This window comes from Escherichia sp. E4702 (assembly GCF_963883545.1).
In the GTDB taxonomy this organism is placed as follows: domain Bacteria; phylum Pseudomonadota; class Gammaproteobacteria; order Enterobacterales; family Enterobacteriaceae; genus Escherichia.
Window position 1 is genome coordinate 1 of sequence record NZ_CAWORF010000005.1, and the last position, 20,690, is coordinate 20,690.

General features: G+C 51.8%; 23 protein-coding genes. 14 read left to right on the forward strand and 9 right to left on the reverse strand.

From position 1 onward, the window contains the following. Nucleotides 1-258: IS4 family transposase (locus AACU94_RS01415; RefSeq protein ID WP_021579516.1), on the reverse strand; the 258-nt coding region annotated here is incomplete at its 3' end. 122 nt (nucleotides 259-380) lie between these two features. Beyond that, nucleotides 381-1,535 carry a methionine adenosyltransferase gene (metK, locus tag AACU94_RS01420; protein WP_130207895.1) on the reverse strand — a complete coding sequence of 385 codons (1,155 nt, stop codon included), beginning with the start codon at nucleotides 1,533-1,535 and terminating at the stop codon, nucleotides 381-383. Nucleotides 1,536-1,590: 55 nt separating this feature from the next. On the opposite strand from metK, the gene AACU94_RS01425 reads away from it, so the two are divergent. The 6 genes from AACU94_RS01425 to speB all read left to right on the forward strand — a co-directional run bounded on the left by AACU94_RS01425 (nucleotide 1,591) and on the right by speB (nucleotide 6,239). Continuing rightward, complete coding sequence (locus tag AACU94_RS01425) at nucleotides 1,591-1,842, forward strand: hypothetical protein (RefSeq protein ID WP_130218033.1); 252 nt, start codon at nucleotides 1,591-1,593, stop codon at nucleotides 1,840-1,842. A 110-nt stretch (nucleotides 1,843-1,952) separates the two neighbouring features. After that, entirely contained in the window at nucleotides 1,953-2,096 is a 144-nt protein-coding gene (yqgG, locus tag AACU94_RS01430; RefSeq protein ID WP_001297404.1) for a protein YqgG, read from the forward strand. A gap of 93 nt (nucleotides 2,097-2,189) precedes the next feature. After that, complete coding sequence (gene yqgB, locus AACU94_RS01435) at nucleotides 2,190-2,321, forward strand: acid stress response protein YqgB (protein WP_130218031.1); 132 nt, start codon at nucleotides 2,190-2,192, stop codon at nucleotides 2,319-2,321. An 8-nt stretch (nucleotides 2,322-2,329) separates the two neighbouring features. Beyond that, nucleotides 2,330-4,306 (forward strand): biosynthetic arginine decarboxylase, encoded by a 1,977-nt coding sequence (gene speA, locus AACU94_RS01440; protein ID WP_010347927.1) that lies wholly within the window; start codon nucleotides 2,330-2,332, stop codon nucleotides 4,304-4,306. A gap of 145 nt (nucleotides 4,307-4,451) precedes the next feature. Beyond that, a complete protein-coding gene (locus AACU94_RS01445) occupies nucleotides 4,452-5,183 on the forward strand; it encodes a hypothetical protein (RefSeq protein WP_115204397.1) in 732 nt (243 codons plus the stop codon). A 135-nt stretch (nucleotides 5,184-5,318) separates the two neighbouring features. After that, nucleotides 5,319-6,239 (forward strand): agmatinase, encoded by a 921-nt coding sequence (speB, locus tag AACU94_RS01450; protein WP_000105566.1) that lies wholly within the window; start codon nucleotides 5,319-5,321, stop codon nucleotides 6,237-6,239. Nucleotides 6,240-6,330: 91 nt separating this feature from the next. Here the strand turns inward: speB and loiP are convergent, their stop codons facing one another. Continuing rightward, a complete protein-coding gene (loiP, locus tag AACU94_RS01455) occupies nucleotides 6,331-7,089 on the reverse strand; it encodes a metalloprotease LoiP (RefSeq protein WP_130218025.1) in 759 nt (252 codons plus the stop codon). A 277-nt stretch (nucleotides 7,090-7,366) separates the two neighbouring features. Between loiP and tkt the strand changes: the two genes are divergently transcribed. Then, entirely contained in the window at nucleotides 7,367-9,358 is a 1,992-nt protein-coding gene (gene tkt, locus AACU94_RS01460; RefSeq protein ID WP_130218023.1) for a transketolase, read from the forward strand. Nucleotides 9,359-9,577: 219 nt separating this feature from the next. Here the strand turns inward: tkt and AACU94_RS01465 are convergent, their stop codons facing one another. Beyond that, nucleotides 9,578-10,486: a prohibitin family protein gene (locus tag AACU94_RS01465; protein WP_000646923.1), complete on the reverse strand. Its 909-nt coding sequence runs from the start codon at nucleotides 10,484-10,486 to the stop codon at nucleotides 9,578-9,580. A gap of 377 nt (nucleotides 10,487-10,863) precedes the next feature. On the opposite strand from AACU94_RS01465, the gene cmtB reads away from it, so the two are divergent. Genes cmtB through AACU94_RS01495 form a run of 6 tightly spaced genes read left to right on the forward strand, consistent with a single transcriptional unit; the run spans nucleotide 10,864 to nucleotide 16,218 of the window. Next, nucleotides 10,864-11,307, forward strand: coding sequence for a PTS mannitol transporter subunit IIA (gene cmtB / locus AACU94_RS01470; protein WP_135405562.1), 444 nt, complete (start codon nucleotides 10,864-10,866; stop codon nucleotides 11,305-11,307). A 27-nt stretch (nucleotides 11,308-11,334) separates the two neighbouring features. Then, nucleotides 11,335-12,723, forward strand: a complete 1,389-nt coding sequence (cmtA, locus tag AACU94_RS01475; RefSeq protein WP_135487297.1) for a PTS mannitol transporter subunit IICB — start codon at nucleotides 11,335-11,337, stop codon at nucleotides 12,721-12,723. Between the two features lie 14 nt (nucleotides 12,724-12,737). Next, entirely contained in the window at nucleotides 12,738-14,015 is a 1,278-nt protein-coding gene (locus tag AACU94_RS01480; RefSeq protein ID WP_135488798.1) for a zinc-binding dehydrogenase, read from the forward strand. Further along, nucleotides 14,012-14,977, forward strand: coding sequence for a class II fructose-bisphosphatase (glpX, locus tag AACU94_RS01485; protein WP_135488799.1), 966 nt, complete (start codon nucleotides 14,012-14,014; stop codon nucleotides 14,975-14,977). Before AACU94_RS01480 ends, glpX begins: the two co-directional genes overlap by 4 nt. A 21-nt stretch (nucleotides 14,978-14,998) precedes the next feature. Continuing rightward, nucleotides 14,999-15,508: a fumarase E gene (gene fumE / locus AACU94_RS01490; protein ID WP_135487300.1), complete on the forward strand. Its 510-nt coding sequence runs from the start codon at nucleotides 14,999-15,001 to the stop codon at nucleotides 15,506-15,508. Further along, nucleotides 15,505-16,218: a nucleoside/nucleotide kinase family protein gene (locus tag AACU94_RS01495; protein ID WP_135488800.1), complete on the forward strand. Its 714-nt coding sequence runs from the start codon at nucleotides 15,505-15,507 to the stop codon at nucleotides 16,216-16,218. Before fumE ends, AACU94_RS01495 begins: the two co-directional genes overlap by 4 nt. Here AACU94_RS01495 and AACU94_RS01500 read toward each other — a convergent pair. Genes AACU94_RS01500 through AACU94_RS01520 form a run of 5 tightly spaced genes read right to left on the reverse strand, consistent with a single transcriptional unit; the run spans nucleotide 16,190 to nucleotide 19,266 of the window. Further along, entirely contained in the window at nucleotides 16,190-16,867 is a 678-nt protein-coding gene (locus tag AACU94_RS01500) for an ABC transporter ATP-binding protein (protein ID WP_135488801.1), read from the reverse strand. The two genes, AACU94_RS01495 and AACU94_RS01500, sit on opposite strands and share 29 nt — an antisense overlap. Beyond that, on the reverse strand, nucleotides 16,861-17,538 hold the full coding sequence (locus tag AACU94_RS01505; RefSeq protein WP_135488802.1) for an ABC transporter ATP-binding protein: 678 nt from the start codon (nucleotides 17,536-17,538) through the stop codon (nucleotides 16,861-16,863). The genes AACU94_RS01500 and AACU94_RS01505 overlap by 7 nt, the downstream gene beginning before the upstream one ends. After that, on the reverse strand, nucleotides 17,526-18,233 hold the full coding sequence (locus AACU94_RS01510; RefSeq protein WP_135488803.1) for an energy-coupling factor transporter transmembrane component T: 708 nt from the start codon (nucleotides 18,231-18,233) through the stop codon (nucleotides 17,526-17,528). The genes AACU94_RS01505 and AACU94_RS01510 overlap by 13 nt, the downstream gene beginning before the upstream one ends. Further along, nucleotides 18,234-18,812 (reverse strand): ECF transporter S component, encoded by a 579-nt coding sequence (locus AACU94_RS01515; RefSeq protein WP_000113903.1) that lies wholly within the window; start codon nucleotides 18,810-18,812, stop codon nucleotides 18,234-18,236. It lies immediately after the preceding gene. Between the two features lie 22 nt (nucleotides 18,813-18,834). Continuing rightward, nucleotides 18,835-19,266 (reverse strand): PPC domain-containing DNA-binding protein, encoded by a 432-nt coding sequence (locus AACU94_RS01520; protein ID WP_135488804.1) that lies wholly within the window; start codon nucleotides 19,264-19,266, stop codon nucleotides 18,835-18,837. Between the two features lie 371 nt (nucleotides 19,267-19,637). On the opposite strand from AACU94_RS01520, the gene epd reads away from it, so the two are divergent. After that, nucleotides 19,638-20,657 (forward strand): erythrose-4-phosphate dehydrogenase, encoded by a 1,020-nt coding sequence (gene epd, locus AACU94_RS01525; RefSeq protein ID WP_130217999.1) that lies wholly within the window; start codon nucleotides 19,638-19,640, stop codon nucleotides 20,655-20,657. Nucleotides 20,658-20,690 lie beyond the last annotated feature (33 nt).

Genomic DNA, 20,690 nt, shown 5'->3' on the forward strand with positions numbered 1-20,690 from the left:
GAAGGGACGATTGCCGGGTAACATGATATCCAGACGGTTAACGATCTGATGAAGCGGTTCTTTACGTTCAAGGGCCATGCCGACAATACACCAGACCATCATTTCAAGAGGAAGGCGGCGCTTACGCAGGGTGACGGTGCCGGATTCGGCAAGGCAGCGGGAAATCAGTTCCGGGTCCAGATAGTCGCCCAGAGAAGTCAGTGGGTTACGCAGGGAATCGTAACGGGATACCAGATCAAGAGCCTGTCCAATGTGCATAAAAAAATCCGGAAACGGGTGAGCATTTCCGGATTCTTACACAGCCACTGGATCGGTCAACCGATCCTTAACTGATCGGCATTACAGCGCGAGGCTGGCCTTTGAAAGCAGGAGAAGAAAGATTACTTCAGACCGGCAGCTTCACGCAGCAGTTGCGCTTTGTCGGTTTTTTCCCACGGGAAATGTTCGCGACCAAAGTGACCGTATGCTGCGGTTTCTTTGTAGATCGGGTGCAGCAGATCCAGCATCTGAATCAGACCGTATGGACGCAGGTCGAAGAACTCACGTACCAGCAGGGTCAGCTGTTCAGAAGGTACTTTCTCGGTACCGAAAGTTTCCACCATGATGGAGGTCGGTTCAGCCACGCCAATTGCGTAGGAAACCTGAATTTCGCAACGGTCAGCCAGGCCAGCAGCCACGATGTTTTTCGCGACATAACGTGCTGCGTAGGCTGCGGAACGGTCCACTTTTGATGGATCTTTACCGGAGAACGCACCGCCACCGTGACGCGCCATGCCGCCGTAGGTATCAACGATGATTTTACGACCAGTCAGACCGCAGTCACCCATCGGGCCACCGATAACAAAACGTCCGGTCGGGTTGATGAAGAATTTGGTGGCGGAAGTCAGCCATTCAGCGGGCAGAATCGGCTTAATGATCTCTTCCATTACCGCTTCTTGCAGCGATTTCTGGTCGATATCTTCAGAGTGCTGAGTGGAAAGCACGACAGCATCGATGCCGACGATTTTGCCGTCGTCATACTGGAAAGTTACCTGGCTTTTCGCGTCCGGGCGCAGCCACGGCAGAGTGCCGTTTTTACGCACTTCAGCCTGACGCTGTACCAGACGGTGTGCATAGGTGATAGGTGCTGGCATCAGCACGTCGGTTTCGTTGGTTGCGTAGCCAAACATCAGACCCTGGTCGCCCGCGCCCTGTTCCAGCGGATCGGCACGGTCAACGCCCTGGTTGATGTCAGGAGATTGTTTGCCGATAGCGCTCAGGACCGCACAGGAGTTAGCGTCAAAGCCCATGTCGGAATGTACATAGCCAATTTCGCGAACGGTGTTACGGGTGATCTCTTCGATGTCTACCCAGGCGCTGGTGGTGATTTCACCGCCAACTAAAACCATGCCGGTTTTTACGTAGGTTTCGCAAGCAACGCGTGCTTTCGGATCCTGTTCGAGGATCGCGTCTAAAACGGCATCAGAGATTTGGTCAGCAATTTTGTCAGGATGCCCTTCAGAGACGGACTCGGACGTAAAAAGGTGTTTTGCCATATTTAATATCACCTAAAGAGAATTTGGTTAGCTCAAACTGTTGTGTGGATTTTCTGTGGTAGCGGATCCTACCACGACTCGACAGGTTAAAAACACTGGCAGTCTGAGTGTTAATCAGTATGGATGGATTAACATCTGGATGGCTATTTTAGGTCAATCCTTCACCCGATTTCCACTTTTTTTTGAATCGTGTCTCATTCTGTTAGAAACGTGGCTGGAAATTTTTCCTGACAATGCTGGCATTCTTCGTATTTATCTTTTGCAATTTTCTGCCATTGTGGGGTATAAAACGCGGCGCGCGGCTTAAATAAAAAGCACACGACGTTTCTTTCGTGTTGCCACTTCCAGCCGGGTTGAAATCAGAGTTTTGGCTTGTGGGTTCGTCTTAACGGGCGGCCGTGGAGGTGATACGAAATAATGAACCGTTGTCTGCTGCTTAACCTGTCTCACCGTTCTGGTGAAGATTCGTTCCCCGCACTCTGCATCTCTGCTTTGCATACCTGCCGATGTTATACCCATCTCGGCGCTTCTCAGGATTCAAGAGCTGGTTACAGTTACTGAGGACTGAACAAGGGCGCTCTTGTAAAAACAAGAGTTTTCTCGTGGTTTCGCCGAACTGTCACACTTACGTTCGGTTATGTGCTTAATAATGTTATGAAAAAGAAACCGATTGCGCAGTCGGAGCGTCAGCATACACTGCTGGAAAATCCATGTGCTTATGGGTTGTTATCGCAGTTTCAGGCTGCGATAGTGGTTAACTGTTTTACACTTAATAAAATAATTTGAGGTTCGCTATGTCTGACGACATGTCTATGAGTTTGCCTTCGTCAGCGGGCGAACACGGTGTACTACGCTCCATGCAGGAGGTTGCAATGAGCTCCCAGGAAGCCAGCAAGATGCTGCGTACTTACAATATTGCCTGGTGGGGCAATAACTACTATGACGTTAACGAACTGGGCCACATCAGCGTGTGCCCGGACCCGGACGTCCCGGAAGCTCGCGTCGATCTCGCGCAGTTGGTGAAAACCCGCGAAGCACAGGGCCAGCGTCTGCCTGCACTGTTCTGTTTCCCGCAGATCCTGCAGCACCGTTTGCGTTCCATAAACGCCGCGTTTAAACGTGCGCGGGAATCCTACGGCTATAACGGCGATTACTTCCTCGTTTATCCAATTAAAGTTAACCAGCACCGCCGCGTGATTGAGTCCCTGATTCATTCTGGCGAACCGTTGGGGCTGGAAGCAGGCTCGAAAGCAGAGTTGATGGCGGTGCTGGCGCATGCTGGCATGACCCGCAGCGTCATCGTCTGTAATGGTTATAAAGACCGCGAATATATCCGCCTGGCATTAATTGGCGAGAAGATGGGCCACAAGGTCTATCTGGTCATTGAGAAGATGTCAGAAATCGCCATTGTGCTGGATGAAGCAGAACGTCTGAATGTCGTTCCTCGTCTGGGTGTGCGTGCACGTCTGGCTTCGCAGGGCTCGGGGAAATGGCAGTCCTCCGGCGGGGAAAAATCGAAGTTCGGCCTGGCTGCGACTCAGGTACTGCAACTGGTTGAAACGTTGCGTGAAGCCGGGCGTCTCGACAGCCTGCAACTGCTGCACTTCCACCTTGGTTCGCAGATGGCGAATATTCGCGATATCGCCACGGGCGTTCGTGAATCCGCGCGTTTCTATGTGGAACTGCACAAGCTGGGCGTCAATATTCAGTGCTTCGACGTCGGCGGCGGTCTGGGCGTGGATTATGAAGGTACTCGTTCGCAGTCCGACTGTTCGGTGAACTACGGCCTCAATGAATACGCCAACAACATCATCTGGGCGATTGGCGATGCGTGTGAAGAAAATGGTCTGCCGCATCCGACGGTAATCACCGAATCGGGTCGTGCGGTGACTGCGCATCACACCGTGCTGGTGTCGAATATCATCGGCGTGGAACGTAACGAATACACGGTGCCGACCGCGCCCGCAGAAGATGCGCCGCGCGCGCTGCAAAGCATGTGGGAAACCTGGCAGGAGATGCACGAACCGGGAACTCGCCGTTCTTTGCGTGAATGGTTACACGACAGCCAGATGGATCTGCACGATATTCATATCGGCTACTCTTCCGGCACCTTTAGCCTGCAAGAACGCGCATGGGCTGAGCAGCTTTATTTGAGCATGTGCCATGAAGTGCAAAAGCAGCTGGATCCGCAAAACCGCGCCCATCGCCCGATTATCGATGAATTGCAGGAACGTATGGCGGACAAAATGTACGTCAACTTCTCGCTGTTCCAGTCGATGCCGGACGCATGGGGGATCGACCAGTTGTTCCCGGTTCTGCCGCTGGAAGGGCTGGATCAAGTGCCGGAACGCCGCGCTGTGCTGCTGGATATTACCTGTGACTCTGACGGTGCTATCGACCACTATATCGATGGTGACGGTATTGCCACGACAATGCCAATGCCGGAGTACGATCCGGAGAATCCGCCGATGCTCGGTTTCTTTATGGTCGGCGCATATCAGGAGATCCTCGGCAACATGCACAACCTGTTCGGTGATACCGAAGCGGTTGACGTGTTCGTCTTCCCTGACGGTAGCGTGGAAGTGGAACTGTCTGACGAAGGCGATACCGTGGCGGACATGCTGCAATATGTACAACTCGATCCGAAAACGCTGTTAACTCAGTTCCGTGATCAAGTGAAGAAAACCGATCTTGATGCTGAACTGCAACAACAGTTCCTGGAAGAGTTCGAGGCAGGTTTGTACGGTTATACCTATCTTGAAGATGAATAATTAAGATTATTCCGCTGGCGGGTCGATTTATTTACGTAAATCGGCCCGCTTTCTTTTTATATATTCTTAAAAATAATTTAGCTGCTTTTCTTATTAAATAATCTCCCTACAATCGCTGCATTAATTAAATGCAGAGGGAACGGTTATGAAAAAATGGAAAGTACGTAGCGCGTTGGTGGCATTAATCGTGCTGCTGGCTGGTTGTTCCAGTAATGCGCAGTATAATAGCAGTGCATCTGGCAATGTCGGCACCGCCTGGGGTGGGGATGTGCACTCAACGGTTCAGGGCGTATCTGCTGAGCGAGCCTGGCGCGATCCGGCGGAGATGATCGTTATTAGTTATTCGACTAATGTTCCTTCCGGCTACGACCGCGTTTATAGCATTCGTATTAACGAACTGGAATATGCTATTCGCGATGGTAATTTTAATTCTCTACCTATTACGCGGGTTTATGATTCATCCAATAATGAACCACGCTATATTGTCCATGCCAGAGTAGGAATGAATTATCAATTATATGTCCGCAATTACAGTCGTAACACCAACTACGAGATCGTTGCTACGGTTGATGGCCTGGATGTTCTGAATGGTAAACAAGGTTCGCTGAATAACAACGGTTATATTGTGAATGCCGGAGATTCGTTAGCGATTAAAGGATTCCGCAAAGATAAACATACCGAAGCGGCTTTTCAGTTCGCCAACGTTGCTGATTCCTACGCAGCCAATTCGGCGCAAGGCGATGTGCGTAATACCGGTGTAATCGGCTTTGCCGCCTTTGAATTACAAGGCCCGGCGCAAAACGAGCTGCCGCCGTGCTCTGGACAAGCGTTTCCGGCGGACAACAATGGCTATGCGCCGCCACCGTGTCGGAAATAGTAACCTTGCTTGATGCCTCGCCCATTTAGGGCGATAATTAGCACAAACTTGTGTTTCGCAAATCCAACCCTTCCTCGTCGGGCCTAACGACGCGGAAGGGTTTTTTTATATCGACTTTGTAATAGGAGTCCATCCATGAGCACCTTAGGTCATCAATACGATAACTCACTGGTTTCCAACGCCTTTGGTTTTTTACGCCTGCCGATGAACTTCCAGCCGTATGACAGCGATGCTGACTGGGTGATTACTGGCGTGCCGTTCGATATGGCCACTTCTGGTCGTGCGGGTGGTCGCCACGGTCCGGCAGCTATCCGTCAGGTTTCGACGAATCTGGCCTGGGAACACAACCGCTTCCCGTGGAATTTCGACATGCGTGAGCGTCTGAACGTGGTGGACTGCGGTGATCTGGTATATGCCTTTGGCGATGCCCGTGAGATGAGCGAGAAGCTGCAGGCGCACGCCGAGAAGCTGCTGGCTGCTGGTAAGCGTATGCTCTCCTTCGGTGGTGACCATTTTGTTACGCTGCCGCTGCTGCGTGCACATGCGAAGCATTTCGGCAAAATGGCGTTGGTACACTTTGACGCCCACACCGATACCTACGCTAACGGTTGTGAATTTGACCACGGCACCATGTTCTATACCGCGCCGAAAGAAGGTCTGATCGACCCGAATCATTCCGTGCAGATTGGTATTCGTACCGAGTTTGATAAAGACAACGGCTTTACCGTGCTGGACGCCTGCCAGGTGAACGATCGCAGCGTGGATGACGTTATCGCCCAGGTGAAACAGATTGTGGGTGATATGCCGGTTTACCTGACCTTTGATATCGACTGCCTGGATCCTGCATTTGCGCCGGGAACCGGTACGCCGGTAATTGGCGGCCTGACCTCCGATCGCGCCATTAAACTGGTACGCGGCCTGAAAGATCTCAACATTGTTGGGATGGACGTAGTGGAAGTGGCTCCGGCATACGATCAGTCGGAAATCACCGCTCTGGCTGCGGCGACGCTGGCGCTGGAGATGCTGTATATTCAGGCGGCGAAAAAGGGCGAGTAAGCGCAGGATAAGATGCGCACGGGGTAACGTGCCATTAATGTCAGATGCGGCGTGAACGCCTTATCCGACCTACGTTCGGCACTACCTGGCTTTACTTAACTCCATCCGCGCTCATACGATCGCGAATATGCTGGGCGCGTTCGGCGGATGCAGGATGGTCGTCAAACATTGAGCTTTGGCGGCCTTCTTCCAGTTTCGCCAGTTTTTCAAAGCTGGTGGCAAGACCTGCCGGGCTGATGCCGCGTTGGCGCAGAAGATCATAAGAGTAATCATCCGCCTCTGCTTCCTGGCGCTGGGAGAATTGCGAATTGACTAATTTTTCCCCCAAGTCACCGAGTTGTGATTGCGATAAACTGCCGACAATCCCGCCCGCAGAGGCCGCCGCAACTCGCACTGCGTTGGTACCAAGTGCTACCTGCATCCCTTTCTTCACATGGCCTAACGCCACGTGCCCCATTTCGTGACCGATCACCGCTTCGACTTCGTTATCCGTCATCATATCCATTAAGCCGCTATAGACGCGGATACAGCCGTTAGCCATTGCAAAGGCATTCACATCCTTCGCCATATACACTTTGTAATTTACCGGCTGGCCGTTGATGTTATTTCCTAGCGCATTAGCAATGGTGGTCAGACGTTTAGCGTATTCACTACCGTCTGGCGCAATCGTCGCCTTGCTGTCCATCTCCTGGCACGCCTGATCGCTCAGGGCTTTCACCTGCGCATCGCTCAGACTGTAAGCCTGAAAAGCTTCCGCTCCTGATGAGAGCAGTCCACTGGAGTCCATATTCTGGCAACCGGTCAACACCGTTGCCACGCTCATTGCTACCAATAAGGCGCGAATTTTCATGTTTTCTCTTCCGCACAAGGTCAGGATTATTCTAAAAATGCGCCGTTTGCAGGTGAATCGACGCTCGTCCTAAGTATAAGAAAAAGCGCAGCGGACGGGCGAGCAGATTGCGCAACATGCGAGCATGATCCAGAGATTTCTGAAACGGCAAAAGGATGTTCCATGTACATGACGCGCGGCTTGCGGTAAATTGTTGGCAAATTTTCCGGCGTAGCCCAAAACGCGCTGTCGTCAAGTCGTTAAGGGCGTGCCCTTCATCATCCGATCTGGAGTCAAAATGTCCTCACGTAAAGAGCTTGCCAATGCTATTCGTGCGCTGAGCATGGACGCAGTACAGAAAGCCAAATCCGGTCACCCGGGCGCCCCGATGGGTATGGCTGACATTGCCGAAGTCCTGTGGCGTGATTTCCTGAAACACAACCCGCAGAATCCGTCCTGGGCTGACCGTGACCGCTTCGTGCTGTCCAACGGCCACGGCTCCATGCTGATCTACAGCCTGCTGCACCTCACCGGTTACGATCTGCCGATGGAAGAACTGAAAAACTTCCGTCAGCTGCACTCTAAAACTCCGGGCCACCCGGAAGTGGGTTACACCGCTGGTGTGGAAACCACCACTGGTCCGCTGGGGCAGGGTATTGCCAACGCAGTCGGTATGGCGATTGCAGAAAAAACGCTGGCGGCGCAGTTTAACCGTCCGGGTCACGACATTGTCGACCACTACACCTACGCCTTCATGGGCGACGGCTGCATGATGGAAGGCATCTCCCACGAAGTTTGCTCTCTGGCGGGTACGCTGAAGCTGGGTAAACTGATTGCGTTCTACGATGACAACGGTATTTCTATCGATGGTCACGTTGAAGGCTGGTTCACCGACGATACCGCAATGCGTTTCGAAGCCTACGGCTGGCACGTTATTCGCGACATCGACGGTCATGACGCAGCATCCATCAAACGCGCAGTAGAAGAAGCGCGCGCAGTGACCGACAAACCGTCCCTGCTGATGTGCAAAACCGTCATCGGTTTCGGTTCCCCGAACAAAGCCGGTACCCACGACTCCCACGGTGCGCCGCTGGGCGACGCTGAAATTGCCCTGACCCGCGAACAGCTGGGCTGGAAATATGCACCGTTCGAAATCCCGTCTGAAATCTATGCTCAGTGGGATGCGAAAGAAGCAGGCCAGGCGAAAGAATCCGCATGGAACGAGAAATTCGCTGCTTACGCGAAAGCTTATCCGCAGGAAGCCGCTGAATTTATCCGCCGTATGAAAGGCGAAATGCCGTCTGACTTCGACGCCAAAGCGAAAGAGTTTATCGCTAAACTGCAGGCTAACCCGGCGAAAATCGCCAGCCGTAAAGCGTCGCAGAATGCTATCGAAGCATTCGGTCCGCTGTTGCCGGAATTCCTCGGCGGCTCTGCTGACCTGGCGCCGTCTAACCTGACCCTGTGGTCTGGTTCTAAAGCAATCAACGAAGATGCTGCGGGTAACTACATCCACTACGGTGTTCGCGAGTTCGGTATGACTGCGATTGCTAACGGCATCTCTCTGCACGGTGGTTTCCTGCCGTACACCTCCACCTTCCTGATGTTCGTGGAATACGCACGTAACGCCGTACGTATGGCTGCGCTGATGAAACAGCGTCAGGTGATGGTTTACACCCACGACTCCATCGGTCTGGGCGAAGATGGCCCGACTCACCAGCCGGTAGAACAGATCGCTTCTCTGCGCGTGACCCCGAACATGTCTACATGGCGTCCGTGTGACCAGGTTGAATCCGCAGTAGCGTGGAAATACGGCGTTGAGCGTCAGGACGGCCCGACTGCGCTTATCCTCTCCCGTCAGAACCTGGCGCAGCAGGAACGTACTGAAGAGCAGCTGGCAAACATCGCGCGCGGTGGTTATGTGCTGAAAGACTGTGCTGGTCAGCCGGAACTGATTTTCATCGCTACCGGTTCTGAAGTTGAACTGGCGGTTGCTGCCTACGAAAAACTGACTGCCGAAGGCGTGAAAGCGCGCGTGGTTTCCATGCCGTCTACCGACGCATTCGACAAGCAGGACGCGGCTTACCGCGAATCTGTACTGCCGAAAGCGGTTACTGCTCGTGTTGCAGTAGAAGCAGGCATTGCTGACTACTGGTACAAGTATGTTGGCCTGAACGGTGCTATCGTCGGTATGACCACCTTCGGTGAATCTGCTCCGGCTGAGCTGCTGTTTGAAGAGTTCGGCTTCACCGTTGACAACGTTGTTGCGAAAGCAAAAGCGTTGCTGTAATCGGTAAGATGCTTTGTGAGAAGGGCCGCGAAAGCGGCCCTTCAGATTGTTGGCAAAGTGCGCGTTGTTCATGTCGGATGCGGCGTGAACGCCTTATCCGACCTACAAGATCGTGCAAATTCAATATATTGCAGGAAGTATGTAGGCCTGATAAGCGTAGCGCATCAGGTAGTTTTGCCTTTGCCATTACTCTTAAGGGCCGCGAAAGCGGCCCTTTTTTTACTTAGTAGAGATAAACGGAACTGTGCTGCCGGGGATCATGGTATCGGGCAGCTTACCGTCCCAACGTTCGGCGGTGGTGAGGGCTACAAGGCCGGGATTATCCCGCAGAGCTTCACCGCGCAGGCGGATAGCTTCTGCTTCAGCCGCACTTTTTAAACGAATAGTTTCAGCCTCTGCCGCGCCTCTTACGCGAATAGTCTCAGCTTCTGCTTTGGCTGCCGCCAGTTTACTGTCTGCTTCTGCCTGGGCCTGAGTTACCGCAATTTGCGCCTGGATTTTCTCTGTTTCCAGATTTTGCTTACGAGTGGCAATGGCGACTTCCGCTTTCATTCGATCTTCAATCGACTTTTCATAAGCGTCAGAAAAATCAATATTCTCAATCTGGACCCCGTCAATTACCACTGGCCCAACAACGGCTTTGCGCATGGCATTTTGCAGATCCTGAACCAGTTTCGTGCGATCCTGTACCGCGCTGATGGCGGTATATTGACCGAAAACGTTCTCCAGTTGGGTTGGCAACTGGCGAACAATCAGGCGATCTTTTAATGCTTCAATGGTGTTGTAGGTGGTATAAACCGCGCCTGCTTCTGAAGGTTTAATGTGGAAGCTGACTGATACTGTCATTTGTGCAGGTTGCTGGTCGCGGCTGTATGCCTGTAATCCCTGATAGACCACGGCCTGATTACGCGTAGAAATTTTCTCCACGCTTTCCATAAACGGGATCTTAAAACCCAGGCCCGGCTCGGCGACTTTTACTATTTTTCCGTAGCGCAGCAAAATGCCGCGTTCACCTTCATTAACGGTGTAATACGAGAGAAATGGCAGCACAACCACGGCAAGCACGCCAATGGCGATAGCAATAGATTTTTGTGGGCGAAATGAGGTTATAGAAACAGGTGCTTTCATGACAATCTTCCTTGAGTAAAGTGTGGGAATATGTCACATGAGGTGAGGGGAAAACAGCCGACAGGTGAGAATTCAGAATCTATAAAGGGGTATAGCGAAAAAACATTGCATTAGAAAAGTATGTTTTCGAACATTCAATAAATAAATAGAGATATGCATCACAAATACAATAACAAACAAAATATTGATTTTGTGATAAACATAACAAATACAAAGTTGACTTTAAAAATATCAATTTCATCTTGTTGTTATTTAAGGTTTTATTATTTTGGTTTATGGGGTTTTTCTTCTCGCGTACCCAATTGCTTTCATTAAACCGCACGAGTATTTTATTTTTACCGCCGGACGGTACCGTAAAAATAAAATAAGGATGATTTATGCGGCTTATTGATTATTTTCCAGAGTCATCAATCTCAGTTATACATTCAGCAAAAGACTGGCAGGAAGCTATCGATTTTTCGATGGCATCATTGCTGGATAAAAACTATATCAGCGAGAATTACATTCAGGCTATTAAAGATTCCACCATTAGCAACGGTCCTTATTATATTCTCGCACCAGGCGTGGCGATGCCTCATGCGCGACCGGAATGTGGGGCGCTTAAAACCGGGATGTCACTGACATTACTTGAACGACCAGTGTATTTTCCGGGAAATGATGAATCGATCAATTTACTCATCGGGCTTTCGGCTGCCGATGCCGATTCGCACATTGGCGCTATTCAGGCGTTAAGTGAATTACTGTGCGAAGAGGAAATACTCGAACAACTCTTAACAGCAACATCAGAAAAACAATTAGCGGACATAATCAACCGCGGATAATTACTCTCTCCTCTACAGGATAATATTATGGAAAACAAGTCTGCTCGTGCAAAGGTCCAGGCTTTTGGGGGCTTTTTGACGGCAATGGTCATCCCCAATATCGGTGCTTTTATTGCCTGGGGCTTTATAACTGCGTTATTTATTCCCACCGGTTGGCTGCCGAATGAACATTTCGCCAAAATTGTCGGCCCGATGATTACCTATTTATTGCCCGTGATGATTGGTTCTACCGGTGGTCATCTGGTCGGCGGTAAACGCGGCGCGGTCATGGGCGGAATCGGTACGATTGGTGTTATCGTCGGCGCTGAAATCCCGATGTTCCTTGGCTCAATGATCATGGGACCGTTAGGTGGGCTGGTCATAAAATATGTCGATAAGGCACTGGAAAAACGCATACCTGCTGGTTTTGAGATGGTTATCAATAACTTCTCATTAGGTATCGCGGGGATGCTCCTTTGTCTGCTGGGTTTTGAAGTTATCGGCCCGGCGGTGTTAATTGCCAATACTTTCGTCAAAGAGTGTATTGAGGCGCTGGTACATGCGGGTTATCTGCCTCTGCTGTCAGTCATCAATGAACCGGCGAAAGTGCTTTTCCTCAATAATGCGATCGATCAGGGCGTCTATTACCCGTTGGGAATGCAACAGGCTTCGGTTAACGGTAAATCCATCTTCTTTATGGTGGCCTCCAACCCAGGTCCTGGTCTGGGGCTGCTGCTGGCGTTTACCTTGTTTGGTAAAGGAATGAGTAAACGTTCTGCGCCCGGGGCGATGATTATTCACTTCCTCGGTGGGATCCACGAACTGTATTTCCCGTATGTGCTGATGAAGCCGTTGACCATTATCGCCATGATTGCGGGCGGTATGTCTGGCACCTGGATGTTTAACTTACTGGACGGTGGTCTGGTTGCAGGCCCAAGCCCAGGTTCTATCTTTGCTTACCTGGCGCTGACGCCGAAAGGCTCGTTCCTGGCGACAATTGCCGGAGTTACGGTAGGCACGCTGGTGTCCTTTGTCATCACTTCCCTGATACTGAAGATGGAAAAAACAGTGGAGACTGAGAGCGAAGATGAATTTACCGAGTCAGCCAATGCGGTTAAAGCAATGAAGCAGGAAGGCGCATTCTCGTTAAGCCGTGTTAAGCGTATTGCCTTTGTTTGCGATGCAGGGATGGGCTCCAGCGCGATGGGCGCAACCACCTTCCGTAAACGCCTGGAAAAAGCAGGACTGGCAATTGAAGTAAAACATTACGCGATAGAAAACGTGCCTGCGGATGCGGATATCGTTGTCACTCATGCCAGTCTGGAAGGGCGCGTGAAGCGTGTGACGGATAAACCGCTGATATTGATTAATAACTATATTGGCGATCCAAAACTCGACACTTTATTTAATCAATTAACCGCCGAACATAAAAACTGATTGCAGAGGTAAAAATGAAAACCAAAGTTGCTGCTATTTATGGCAAGCGGGATGTCCGTCTGCGCGAATTTGAATTGCCAGAAATTACTGATAACGAACTTTTGGTGAGTGTAATTTCTGACAGCGTCTGTTTATCGACCTGGAAAGCGGCGTTACTCGGTAGTGAACATAAACGCGTACCCGACGATTTAGAAAATCATCCGGTCATTACCGGGCATGAATGTGCCGGGGTTATTGTCGAAGTGGGTAAAAATCTCACTGGCAAATATAAAAAAGGTCAGCGTTTTGTATTGCAACCGGCGATGGGGTTACCAAGCGGATATTCAGCGGGCTACAGCTACGAATATTTTGGCGGTAACGCCACCAATATGATTATTCCCGAGATCGCCATTAACCTGGGCTGCGTATTACCGTATCACGGCTCTTATTTTGCTGCGGCGTCGCTGGCAGAGCCTATGTGCTGCATTATTGGCGCTTATCATGCCAATTATCACACTACGCAATATGTTTATGAGCATCGTATGGGCGTCAAACCTGGCGGCAATATTGCGCTGCTGGCGTGTGCAGGTCCGATGGGCATTGGCGCTATCGATTACGCCATTAACGGCGGCATACAACCGTCGCGGGTGGTAGTGGTCGATATCGACGACAAACGCCTGGCGCAGGTAGAGAAGCTGCTGCCAGTGGAGCTGGCGGCCAGTAAAGGCATTGAACTGGTGTATGTGAATACTAAAGGGATGAGCGATCCTGTCCAGATGCTGCGGGCGCTGACGGATGATGCCGGGTTCGATGACATTTTTGTTTATGCGGCGGTGCCTGCTGTTGTTGAAATGGCGGATGAATTGCTGGCGGAAGATGGTTGTCTGAATTTCTTCGCCGGGCCGACAGATAAAAACTTCAAAGTGCCGTTTAATTTCTACAACGTCCATTACAATAGCACGCACGTCGTCGGTACATCCGGTGGTTCAACGGACGACATGAAAGAGGCGATAGCCCTTAGCGCCACGGGGCAGTTGCAGCCGTCGTTTATGGTGACCCATATCGGTGGGCTGGATGCGGTGCCAGAAACCGTGCTCAATCTGCCGGATATCCCAGGCGGTAAAAAACTCATTTATAACGGCGTGACCATGCCGCTTACTGCCATTGCCGATTTTGCCGAAAAAGGCAAAACCGATCCGCTGTTTAAAGAGCTGGCGCGGCTGGTTGAGGAAACGCACGGCATCTGGAATGAACAGGCCGAGAAATATCTGCTGGCGCAATTTGGCGTTGATATCGGGGAGGCCGCGCAATGATGTCCCTGGCGTGGCCATTATTTCGCGTTACGGAACAGGCAGCGTTGGCTGCCTGGCCGCAAACCGGATGTGGCGACAAAAATAAAATTGATGGCCTGGCGGTCACCGCGATGCGCCAGGCATTAAACGACGTCGCTTTTCGTGGGCGAGTGGTTATCGGCGAAGGAGAAATTGACCATGCGCCAATGCTGTGGATTGGCGAAGAGGTGGGCAAAGGCGATGGGCCAGAAGTCGATATCGCGGTTGACCCGATTGAAGGCACGCGGATGGTGGCGATGGGGCAGAGCAATGCGCTGGCGGTCATGGCTTTCGCCCCTCGAGATAGCCTGTTACATGCGCCCGATATGTATATGAAAAAGCTGGTTGTTAATCGACTGGCTGCCGGGGCGATTGATCTGTCTTTGCCTCTGGCGGACAACTTGCGTAACGTGGCGCGGGCGTTAGGTAAACCGCTGGACAAGCTGCGCATGGTTACGCTGGATAAACCGCGTCTGAGTGCCGCGATTGAAGAAGCAACACAGCTGGGCGTTAAGGTTTTCGCCCTGCCGGATGGCGATGTCGCCGCCAGCGTGCTGACCTGCTGGCAGGATAATCCTTACGATGTGATGTACACCATCGGTGGCGCACCGGAAGGCGTTATTTCTGCCTGTGCAGTCAAAGCGTTAGGTGGAGATATGCAGGCGGAATTAATCGATTTTTGCCAGGCCAAAGGTGACTACACCGAAAATCGGCAAATCGCAGAACAGGAGCGTAAGCGTTGTAAGGAGATGGGTGTTGAAGTCAACCGTGTGTACTCGCTCGACGAACTGGTGAGGGGGAACGATATCCTCTTTAGCGCTACGGGCGTGACGGGCGGCGAGTTGGTGAACGGTATCCAACAGACGGCGAATGGGGTGCGGACGCAGACATTACTGATCGGCGGCGCGGACCAAACGTGTAATATAATAGACTCCCTGCATTGATGGTGATCTATCGGAAGACCAATGGCGACGCTGACAGAAGATGATGTGCTTGAGCAACTGGATGCACAGGACAATTTATTGTCATTTATGAAAACTGCGCATTCTATTTTGCTCCAGGGGATACGCCAGTTTCTGCCGTCGCTGTTTGTCGATAACGATGAAGAGATCGTCGAATATGCAGTGAAGCCGTTACTCGCCCAAAGCGGCCCGCTTGACGATATTGATGTTGCGCTGCGTTTGATTTATGCGCTGGGGAAAATGGATAAATGGCTGTATGCCGATATCACGCACTTTTCCCAGTACTGGCATTACCTGAACGAACAGGATGAAACGCCCGGATTTACCGATGATATAACCTGGGATTTTATCAGCAATGTCAACAGTATAACTCGCAATGCGACGCTCTACGATGCGTTAAAAGCGATGAAGTTCGCCGATTTCGCCGTCTGGTCAGAGGCGCGTTTTAGTGGGATGGTCAAAACGGCGCTGACGCTGGCAGTAACGACAACTTTAAAGGAATTAACGCCGTGAAAATCGAACTGACGGTGAATGGACTAAAAGTACAGGCGCAGTACTCTGATGATGAAATTGAGAATGTTCATAAACCGCTACTGCGTATGCTGGCGGCCTTACAGGCGGTAAATCCGCAGCGACGTACGGTGGTTTTTCTTTGCGCTCCGCCGGGGACGGGAAAATCGACCCTAACCACCTTCTGGGAATATCTCGCACAACAGGATCCCGAACTGCCCGCTATTCAGACGCTCCCGATGGATGGTTTTCACCATTACAATAGCTGGCTGGATGCGCATCAATTGCGCCCCTTCAAAGGCGCACCAGAGACATTCGATGTGGCGAAACTGGCGGAAAATCTGCGCCAGGTAGTGGAAGGGGATTGTACGTGGCCGCAGTACGATCGACAAAAGCATGATCCTGTTGAAGATGCGTTGCACGTTACCGCACCACTCGTCATCGTCGAAGGAAACTGGTTGTTGCTGGACGATGAGAAGTGGTGCCAGCTTGCGCAATTTTGTGATTTCGCGATCTTTATCAACGCGCCAGCTACTGCGTTGCGGGAACGACTGGTGGGGCGAAAGCTGGCGGGAGGGTTATCGCTGGCAGACGCAGAAGCTTTTTATGACCGTACCGACGGGCCGAATGTTCGCCGGGTGCTTGAAGAGAGCCTGCCTGCAAATTTGATCTTAATGATGACCGCTACGGGTGAATATCGTCTGGTGGATTAACATCTTTCACTACACCGCCTTCCAGTCGCACCACACGAGAGAAATGACGCCGGGTAAATGCGGCGTCATGACTGATTGCTACGACGCTTGTGCCTTGCTGGCGGCACTTTTCCAGCCAGCTTTCAAACACGCTCAACCAATTTTCGTCAAAATCCCGACTCGGCTCGTCCAGCAGCAATAGTGGCGGAGAGAGTGCTTCCAGGCAGGCGACGGCGACCATCCGTCGCTGCGCACTGTGCAGATCTAACGGATGCGCACTGGCAACATCTGCTAATTGACAGCATTGCAGGGCAGCATTGGTACGTTGAGTGATTTCATCCGCCGGGCATTTTTGCAGTTTTAAACCAAATGCGATCTCGTCGGCGACGGTGCTGTGAAACAGTTGGTTTTCCGCTTCCTGAAACAGTACGCCAATCTTTGCCGCGCGCTGGCGGTTTTTCAGGTTTTTCATCGCCTGTTGTTGCAGCATAACCGTACCGGCTGTGGGCGTAAGAAGACCTGCCATTATCCGCAACAGCGTCGATTTTCCCGCGCCATTGTCGCCGGTCAGTGCCAACCATTCACCTTGTTTGAGTTGCAGAGAAATGTCGAAAAGACAATCCGTTACTGCACCTGGCCAGCGATAAGTTACCTGATTTAACGTTAACATAGTGGCTGGATCGCTCCGTTTTGCAGGTGCCACGCCTGCTGGCAGTAGTTCAGGAAAGGCGTGCGATGACGTTCAAAAAGAATAATCAGCGAACCACGTTCAAACGCCCAGTGTTGTAAGCGCTGCAACAGCATTTCGCTGGCCTGCGGCGTCAGGCGGCTAAAGGTTTCATCAAGAATTAAGAGCTTTGGCTGCATCGCGATGGCGCAGGCAACGACCACGCGCTGTGTCTCTCCACCGGAGAGTGTTGTCGGGTGACGATGGCGCAACGGCTGGCACTCGGTCAGAGTCAGGGCGGCATCAATCCGCGCCATAATCTCTTCTTCAGCAAGACACAGATTTTCTGGCCCAAAGGCAACTTCTTCTTCCACGCTAAAGGTACAGCCGGAGAGCTGCAAATAGGGTGATTGCTGAACGAGCTGGATGGTGGCGGATTGCTCATTAAGCGGGATCTGTCCAATGGGCGTACCGAGAAGCGTCCCCGTGCCGGCTATCTCTCCTGGCAGAAAGTCCGGATACCAGCCCGCCATCAGCTGTGCCAGCGTACTTTTGCCACTGCCGTTGTCACCAAAGATCGCGACCATCCCCGGTTTGGCATAGTGAAAGTCATAACAGAACGGAGGATTTGTTGAGTGTGTCGGGCAATAGCGAAACTGTTCTAACGTAACCATAGCCACGCTCCGAATTCTGCCAGCATCAGCAAGATCATGGTGTAACGCGCTACGCGTTGTAGGGTGCTATCGGCTGGTGCCCATAACGTTGTTCGTCGGTTGTGGATCCGAAATGCCCGCATATCCAGCGCCGCACCACGGACAGCAAGATCGTTTAGCGCATTGTGTGTTAGCGGAATAATTAACGCGGGCATCGCACGTAAACGCTGATACCAGCCCTCATCCAGCGGCACGCCGCGGGCGCGCTGTGCTTCATGAATAATCGCTAATTGCCGTTTTAATTGCTCGACGACCAATAACGGCCCGGCGAACAGATAAGCGACGCCCGGCGGTAGGCGAGAAGCAAACAGAGCGCGGATAAAATGTTGCACGGGGACGAATTGCATCCACAACTGCGAGGTTGAAACAATCGCCAGAATCCGCAACCAGAGCGTAATGGCATACGTCCAACGTTCCGGCGAACGCGGCGTGCCGCTAAGCCATTCTGTCAGCCAGCCACCGTGTACCAGCCACAGCCCGGCTCCCAGTGAGAACATCAGCCAGACGACATATTTTGCCCGCCGCCGCGTGGCCTTTAGCGCAGTAAGGCAGAAAAAGGTCGCCGCGCTATAGACTGGCAATATTGTCTGTGTGGGCAGGATAAGCGTGGTGCAGGCCGCCAATGCCCACAGTGTTAATGAGGTAAATGGATGCATTTAGCGCACGGCAGCCATTGCCGGAAAATGGCGCGTGGTGCGAATCGGCAGCTGGCGCAGTAAAAGCCAGACAATCACTGCTGTAAGAATTTTATCGACCAGGTTTGCGCCTATCACCGTAATCGCCACCGACTCCACCAGGTTTTGCCCCATAGAGTGCATCCAGGCAACGAACAAATCGGCTCCGCTTCCTGTCACGCCGCCGAACAGCGCAGTACGCAGCGGTACAGCGACGACCGTTACCGCAAGCGTAATAATCACGCCGCTGACAACGACTTTTGGCAGAGTGCGAAACCAACCCGCCCGCGCCAGCCAACCGGCGACCAGGCCGATGACCATCGCGACGGGCGCAAATGCGGCGGCGATCGGGTCGGTTAGCAATCCCCAGAGTAAATTGGTCAGTAAGCCGGTCAACATGCCAATAACCGGGCCAAGTAGTACCGCGCTAATGAGCGTACCGATTGAGTCGAGAAAAATAGGTAATTTAACCATGCTGGCCAGTTGCCCGCCGATCATATTGATGGCGATAGATATAACGATCAACACCAGTGCCTGACTGGAAAAGTGGCGACGCGCCATAAGAAAACCTCTCTGCAAATAGTTATTTAACGGGGGAAATATGCAACTCGTCGTAACCAGAAAGTGCGCAAGGTTGGCGGCTAAACGCCAGTTCCTCAAGGCAGCCGATCACCAGTTCAAGCGTGGTCCGCACGGTACAGCCGGGCATCATATGACCGCCAAGCATCGCGCCGCGTGGGTCAGAAACGCAGAGATGAAGATGCTCGCCAGTGTGTTCCAGCGTGCCGTTCAGTGCGATCACTTCGAACTTGCCGCTTAGTAGGGCCGTGTTTTCTTGCCCGGCATAGCGTAAGGCGACGTCAGTCAGACTGCCGGTACAACCTGCAATCCACGCGGCGTGGAGTTGTTGTTGTTGCGCGAAGGCGCGTAATTGGGAGAGAACTTCCTGCCCGGGGAGCAGGCGCAGCGCGTAAAAGCGTGCGGAGGAAGAATATGGGTAGGGCAATGTCATCATTGGAGTACTCCGAAACTCGGACGTATTGCGGATAATATCGACGCTGCATCAGTCATATTCTGATATAAGTCAGGGTTTGTGACGGCACAACGAAAAGATTTTGCTACGCTTATTCGTGATTCTGCAAAGTGGAATAAATTCCAACGCATCAGGCCGGAAAACGTGACGCAAGTCAGATAATTGTCTTCTTTGACTGGACAATCATTCCTTTTATTCCATGTTTCGCTTATCCTAGCTGAAGCGTTTCAGTCGATTAAATGTTCGACAATTAACCAATCAGTCGCAGTTTGCGACAGGTAAGGTTTCCCCGAACGATTTGCTGGATTACTCTGTCTGGCAAATTTGCTCAGGGAAAGCCTTGCAGGAGATCTATGACCGTACGCGTAGCGATAAATGGCTTCGGTCGCATCGGGCGTAATGTGGTTCGTGCTTTGTATGAATCAGGACGCCGTGCGGAAATTACCGTGGTGGCAATCAACGAACTGGCGGATGCTGCGGGCATGGCGCATTTGTTGAAATATGACACCAGTCATGGCCGTTTTGCATGGGAAGTCCGTGAGGAGCGTGATCAACTTTTTGTTGGTGATGATGCCATCCGCGTATTGCATGAACGTTCACTGCAATCGCTTCCCTGGCGTGAACTAGGCGTTGATGTGGTTCTCGACTGCACCGGCGTATATGGCACCCGCGAGCATGGCGAAGCGCACATTGCCGCCGGGGCCAAAAAAGTGCTCTTTTCACATCCTGGCAGTAACGATCTCGACGCGACCGTTGTTTACGGCGTCAATCAGGATCAACTTCGTGCGGAACACCGCATCGTTTCTAACGCTTCCTGTACCACGAATTGCATAATTCCTGTCATCAAATTGTTGGATGATGCGTACGGTATTGAGACCGGCACTGTGACTACAATTCACTCCGCCATGCACGATCAACAGGTTATTGATGCATACCATCCTGACCTGCGCCGCACCCGGGCAGCCAGCCAGTCGATCATTCCGGTCGATACCAAACTGGCCGCCGGTATCACACGATTTTTTCCGCAATTTAACGATCGCTTTGAAGCGATTGCGGTACGTGTGCCAACCATAAATGTGACGGCAATCGATTTAAGCGTGACGGTGAAGAAACCTGTAAAAGCCAATGAAGTCAACCTGTTGCTGCAAAAAGCAGCACAAGGTGCATTTCATGGTATAGTTGACTATACGGAATTACCGTTGGTCTCTGTAGATTTTAACCACGATCCGCACAGTGCCATTGTCGATGGCACCCAAACCCGGGTCAGTGGCGCACACCTGATCAAAACGTTGGTCTGGTGCGATAACGAATGGGGCTTTGCTAACCGAATGCTCGACACGACGTTAGCTATGGCTACTGTTGCTTTCAGGTAAGACGCAAGCAGCGTCTGCAAAACTTTTAGAATC

Coding starts and splice junctions, on each gene's coding strand:
- metK (WP_130207895.1), bottom strand. CDS start 1,535: ATGGCAAAACACCTTTTTACGTCCGAGTCCGTCTCTGAAGGGCATCCT.
- yqgG (WP_001297404.1), top strand. CDS start 1,953: ATGAACCGTTGTCTGCTGCTTAACCTGTCTCACCGTTCTGGTGAAGAT.
- yqgB (WP_130218031.1), top strand. CDS start 2,190: ATGAAAAAGAAACCGATTGCGCAGTCGGAGCGTCAGCATACACTGCTG.
- speA (WP_010347927.1), top strand. CDS start 2,330: ATGTCTGACGACATGTCTATGAGTTTGCCTTCGTCAGCGGGCGAACAC.
- AACU94_RS01445 (WP_115204397.1), top strand. CDS start 4,452: ATGAAAAAATGGAAAGTACGTAGCGCGTTGGTGGCATTAATCGTGCTG.
- speB (WP_000105566.1), top strand. CDS start 5,319: ATGAGCACCTTAGGTCATCAATACGATAACTCACTGGTTTCCAACGCC.
- loiP (WP_130218025.1), bottom strand. CDS start 7,089: ATGAAAATTCGCGCCTTATTGGTAGCAATGAGCGTGGCAACGGTGTTG.
- tkt (WP_130218023.1), top strand. CDS start 7,367: ATGTCCTCACGTAAAGAGCTTGCCAATGCTATTCGTGCGCTGAGCATG.
- AACU94_RS01465 (WP_000646923.1), bottom strand. CDS start 10,486: ATGAAAGCACCTGTTTCTATAACCTCATTTCGCCCACAAAAATCTATT.
- cmtB (WP_135405562.1), top strand. CDS start 10,864: ATGCGGCTTATTGATTATTTTCCAGAGTCATCAATCTCAGTTATACAT.
- cmtA (WP_135487297.1), top strand. CDS start 11,335: ATGGAAAACAAGTCTGCTCGTGCAAAGGTCCAGGCTTTTGGGGGCTTT.
- AACU94_RS01480 (WP_135488798.1), top strand. CDS start 12,738: ATGAAAACCAAAGTTGCTGCTATTTATGGCAAGCGGGATGTCCGTCTG.
- glpX (WP_135488799.1), top strand. CDS start 14,012: ATGATGTCCCTGGCGTGGCCATTATTTCGCGTTACGGAACAGGCAGCG.
- fumE (WP_135487300.1), top strand. CDS start 14,999: ATGGCGACGCTGACAGAAGATGATGTGCTTGAGCAACTGGATGCACAG.
- AACU94_RS01500 (WP_135488801.1), bottom strand. CDS start 16,867: ATGTTAACGTTAAATCAGGTAACTTATCGCTGGCCAGGTGCAGTAACG.
- AACU94_RS01505 (WP_135488802.1), bottom strand. CDS start 17,538: ATGGTTACGTTAGAACAGTTTCGCTATTGCCCGACACACTCAACAAAT.
- AACU94_RS01510 (WP_135488803.1), bottom strand. CDS start 18,233: ATGCATCCATTTACCTCATTAACACTGTGGGCATTGGCGGCCTGCACC.
- AACU94_RS01515 (WP_000113903.1), bottom strand. CDS start 18,812: ATGGCGCGTCGCCACTTTTCCAGTCAGGCACTGGTGTTGATCGTTATA.
- AACU94_RS01520 (WP_135488804.1), bottom strand. CDS start 19,266: ATGATGACATTGCCCTACCCATATTCTTCCTCCGCACGCTTTTACGCG.
- epd (WP_130217999.1), top strand. CDS start 19,638: ATGACCGTACGCGTAGCGATAAATGGCTTCGGTCGCATCGGGCGTAAT.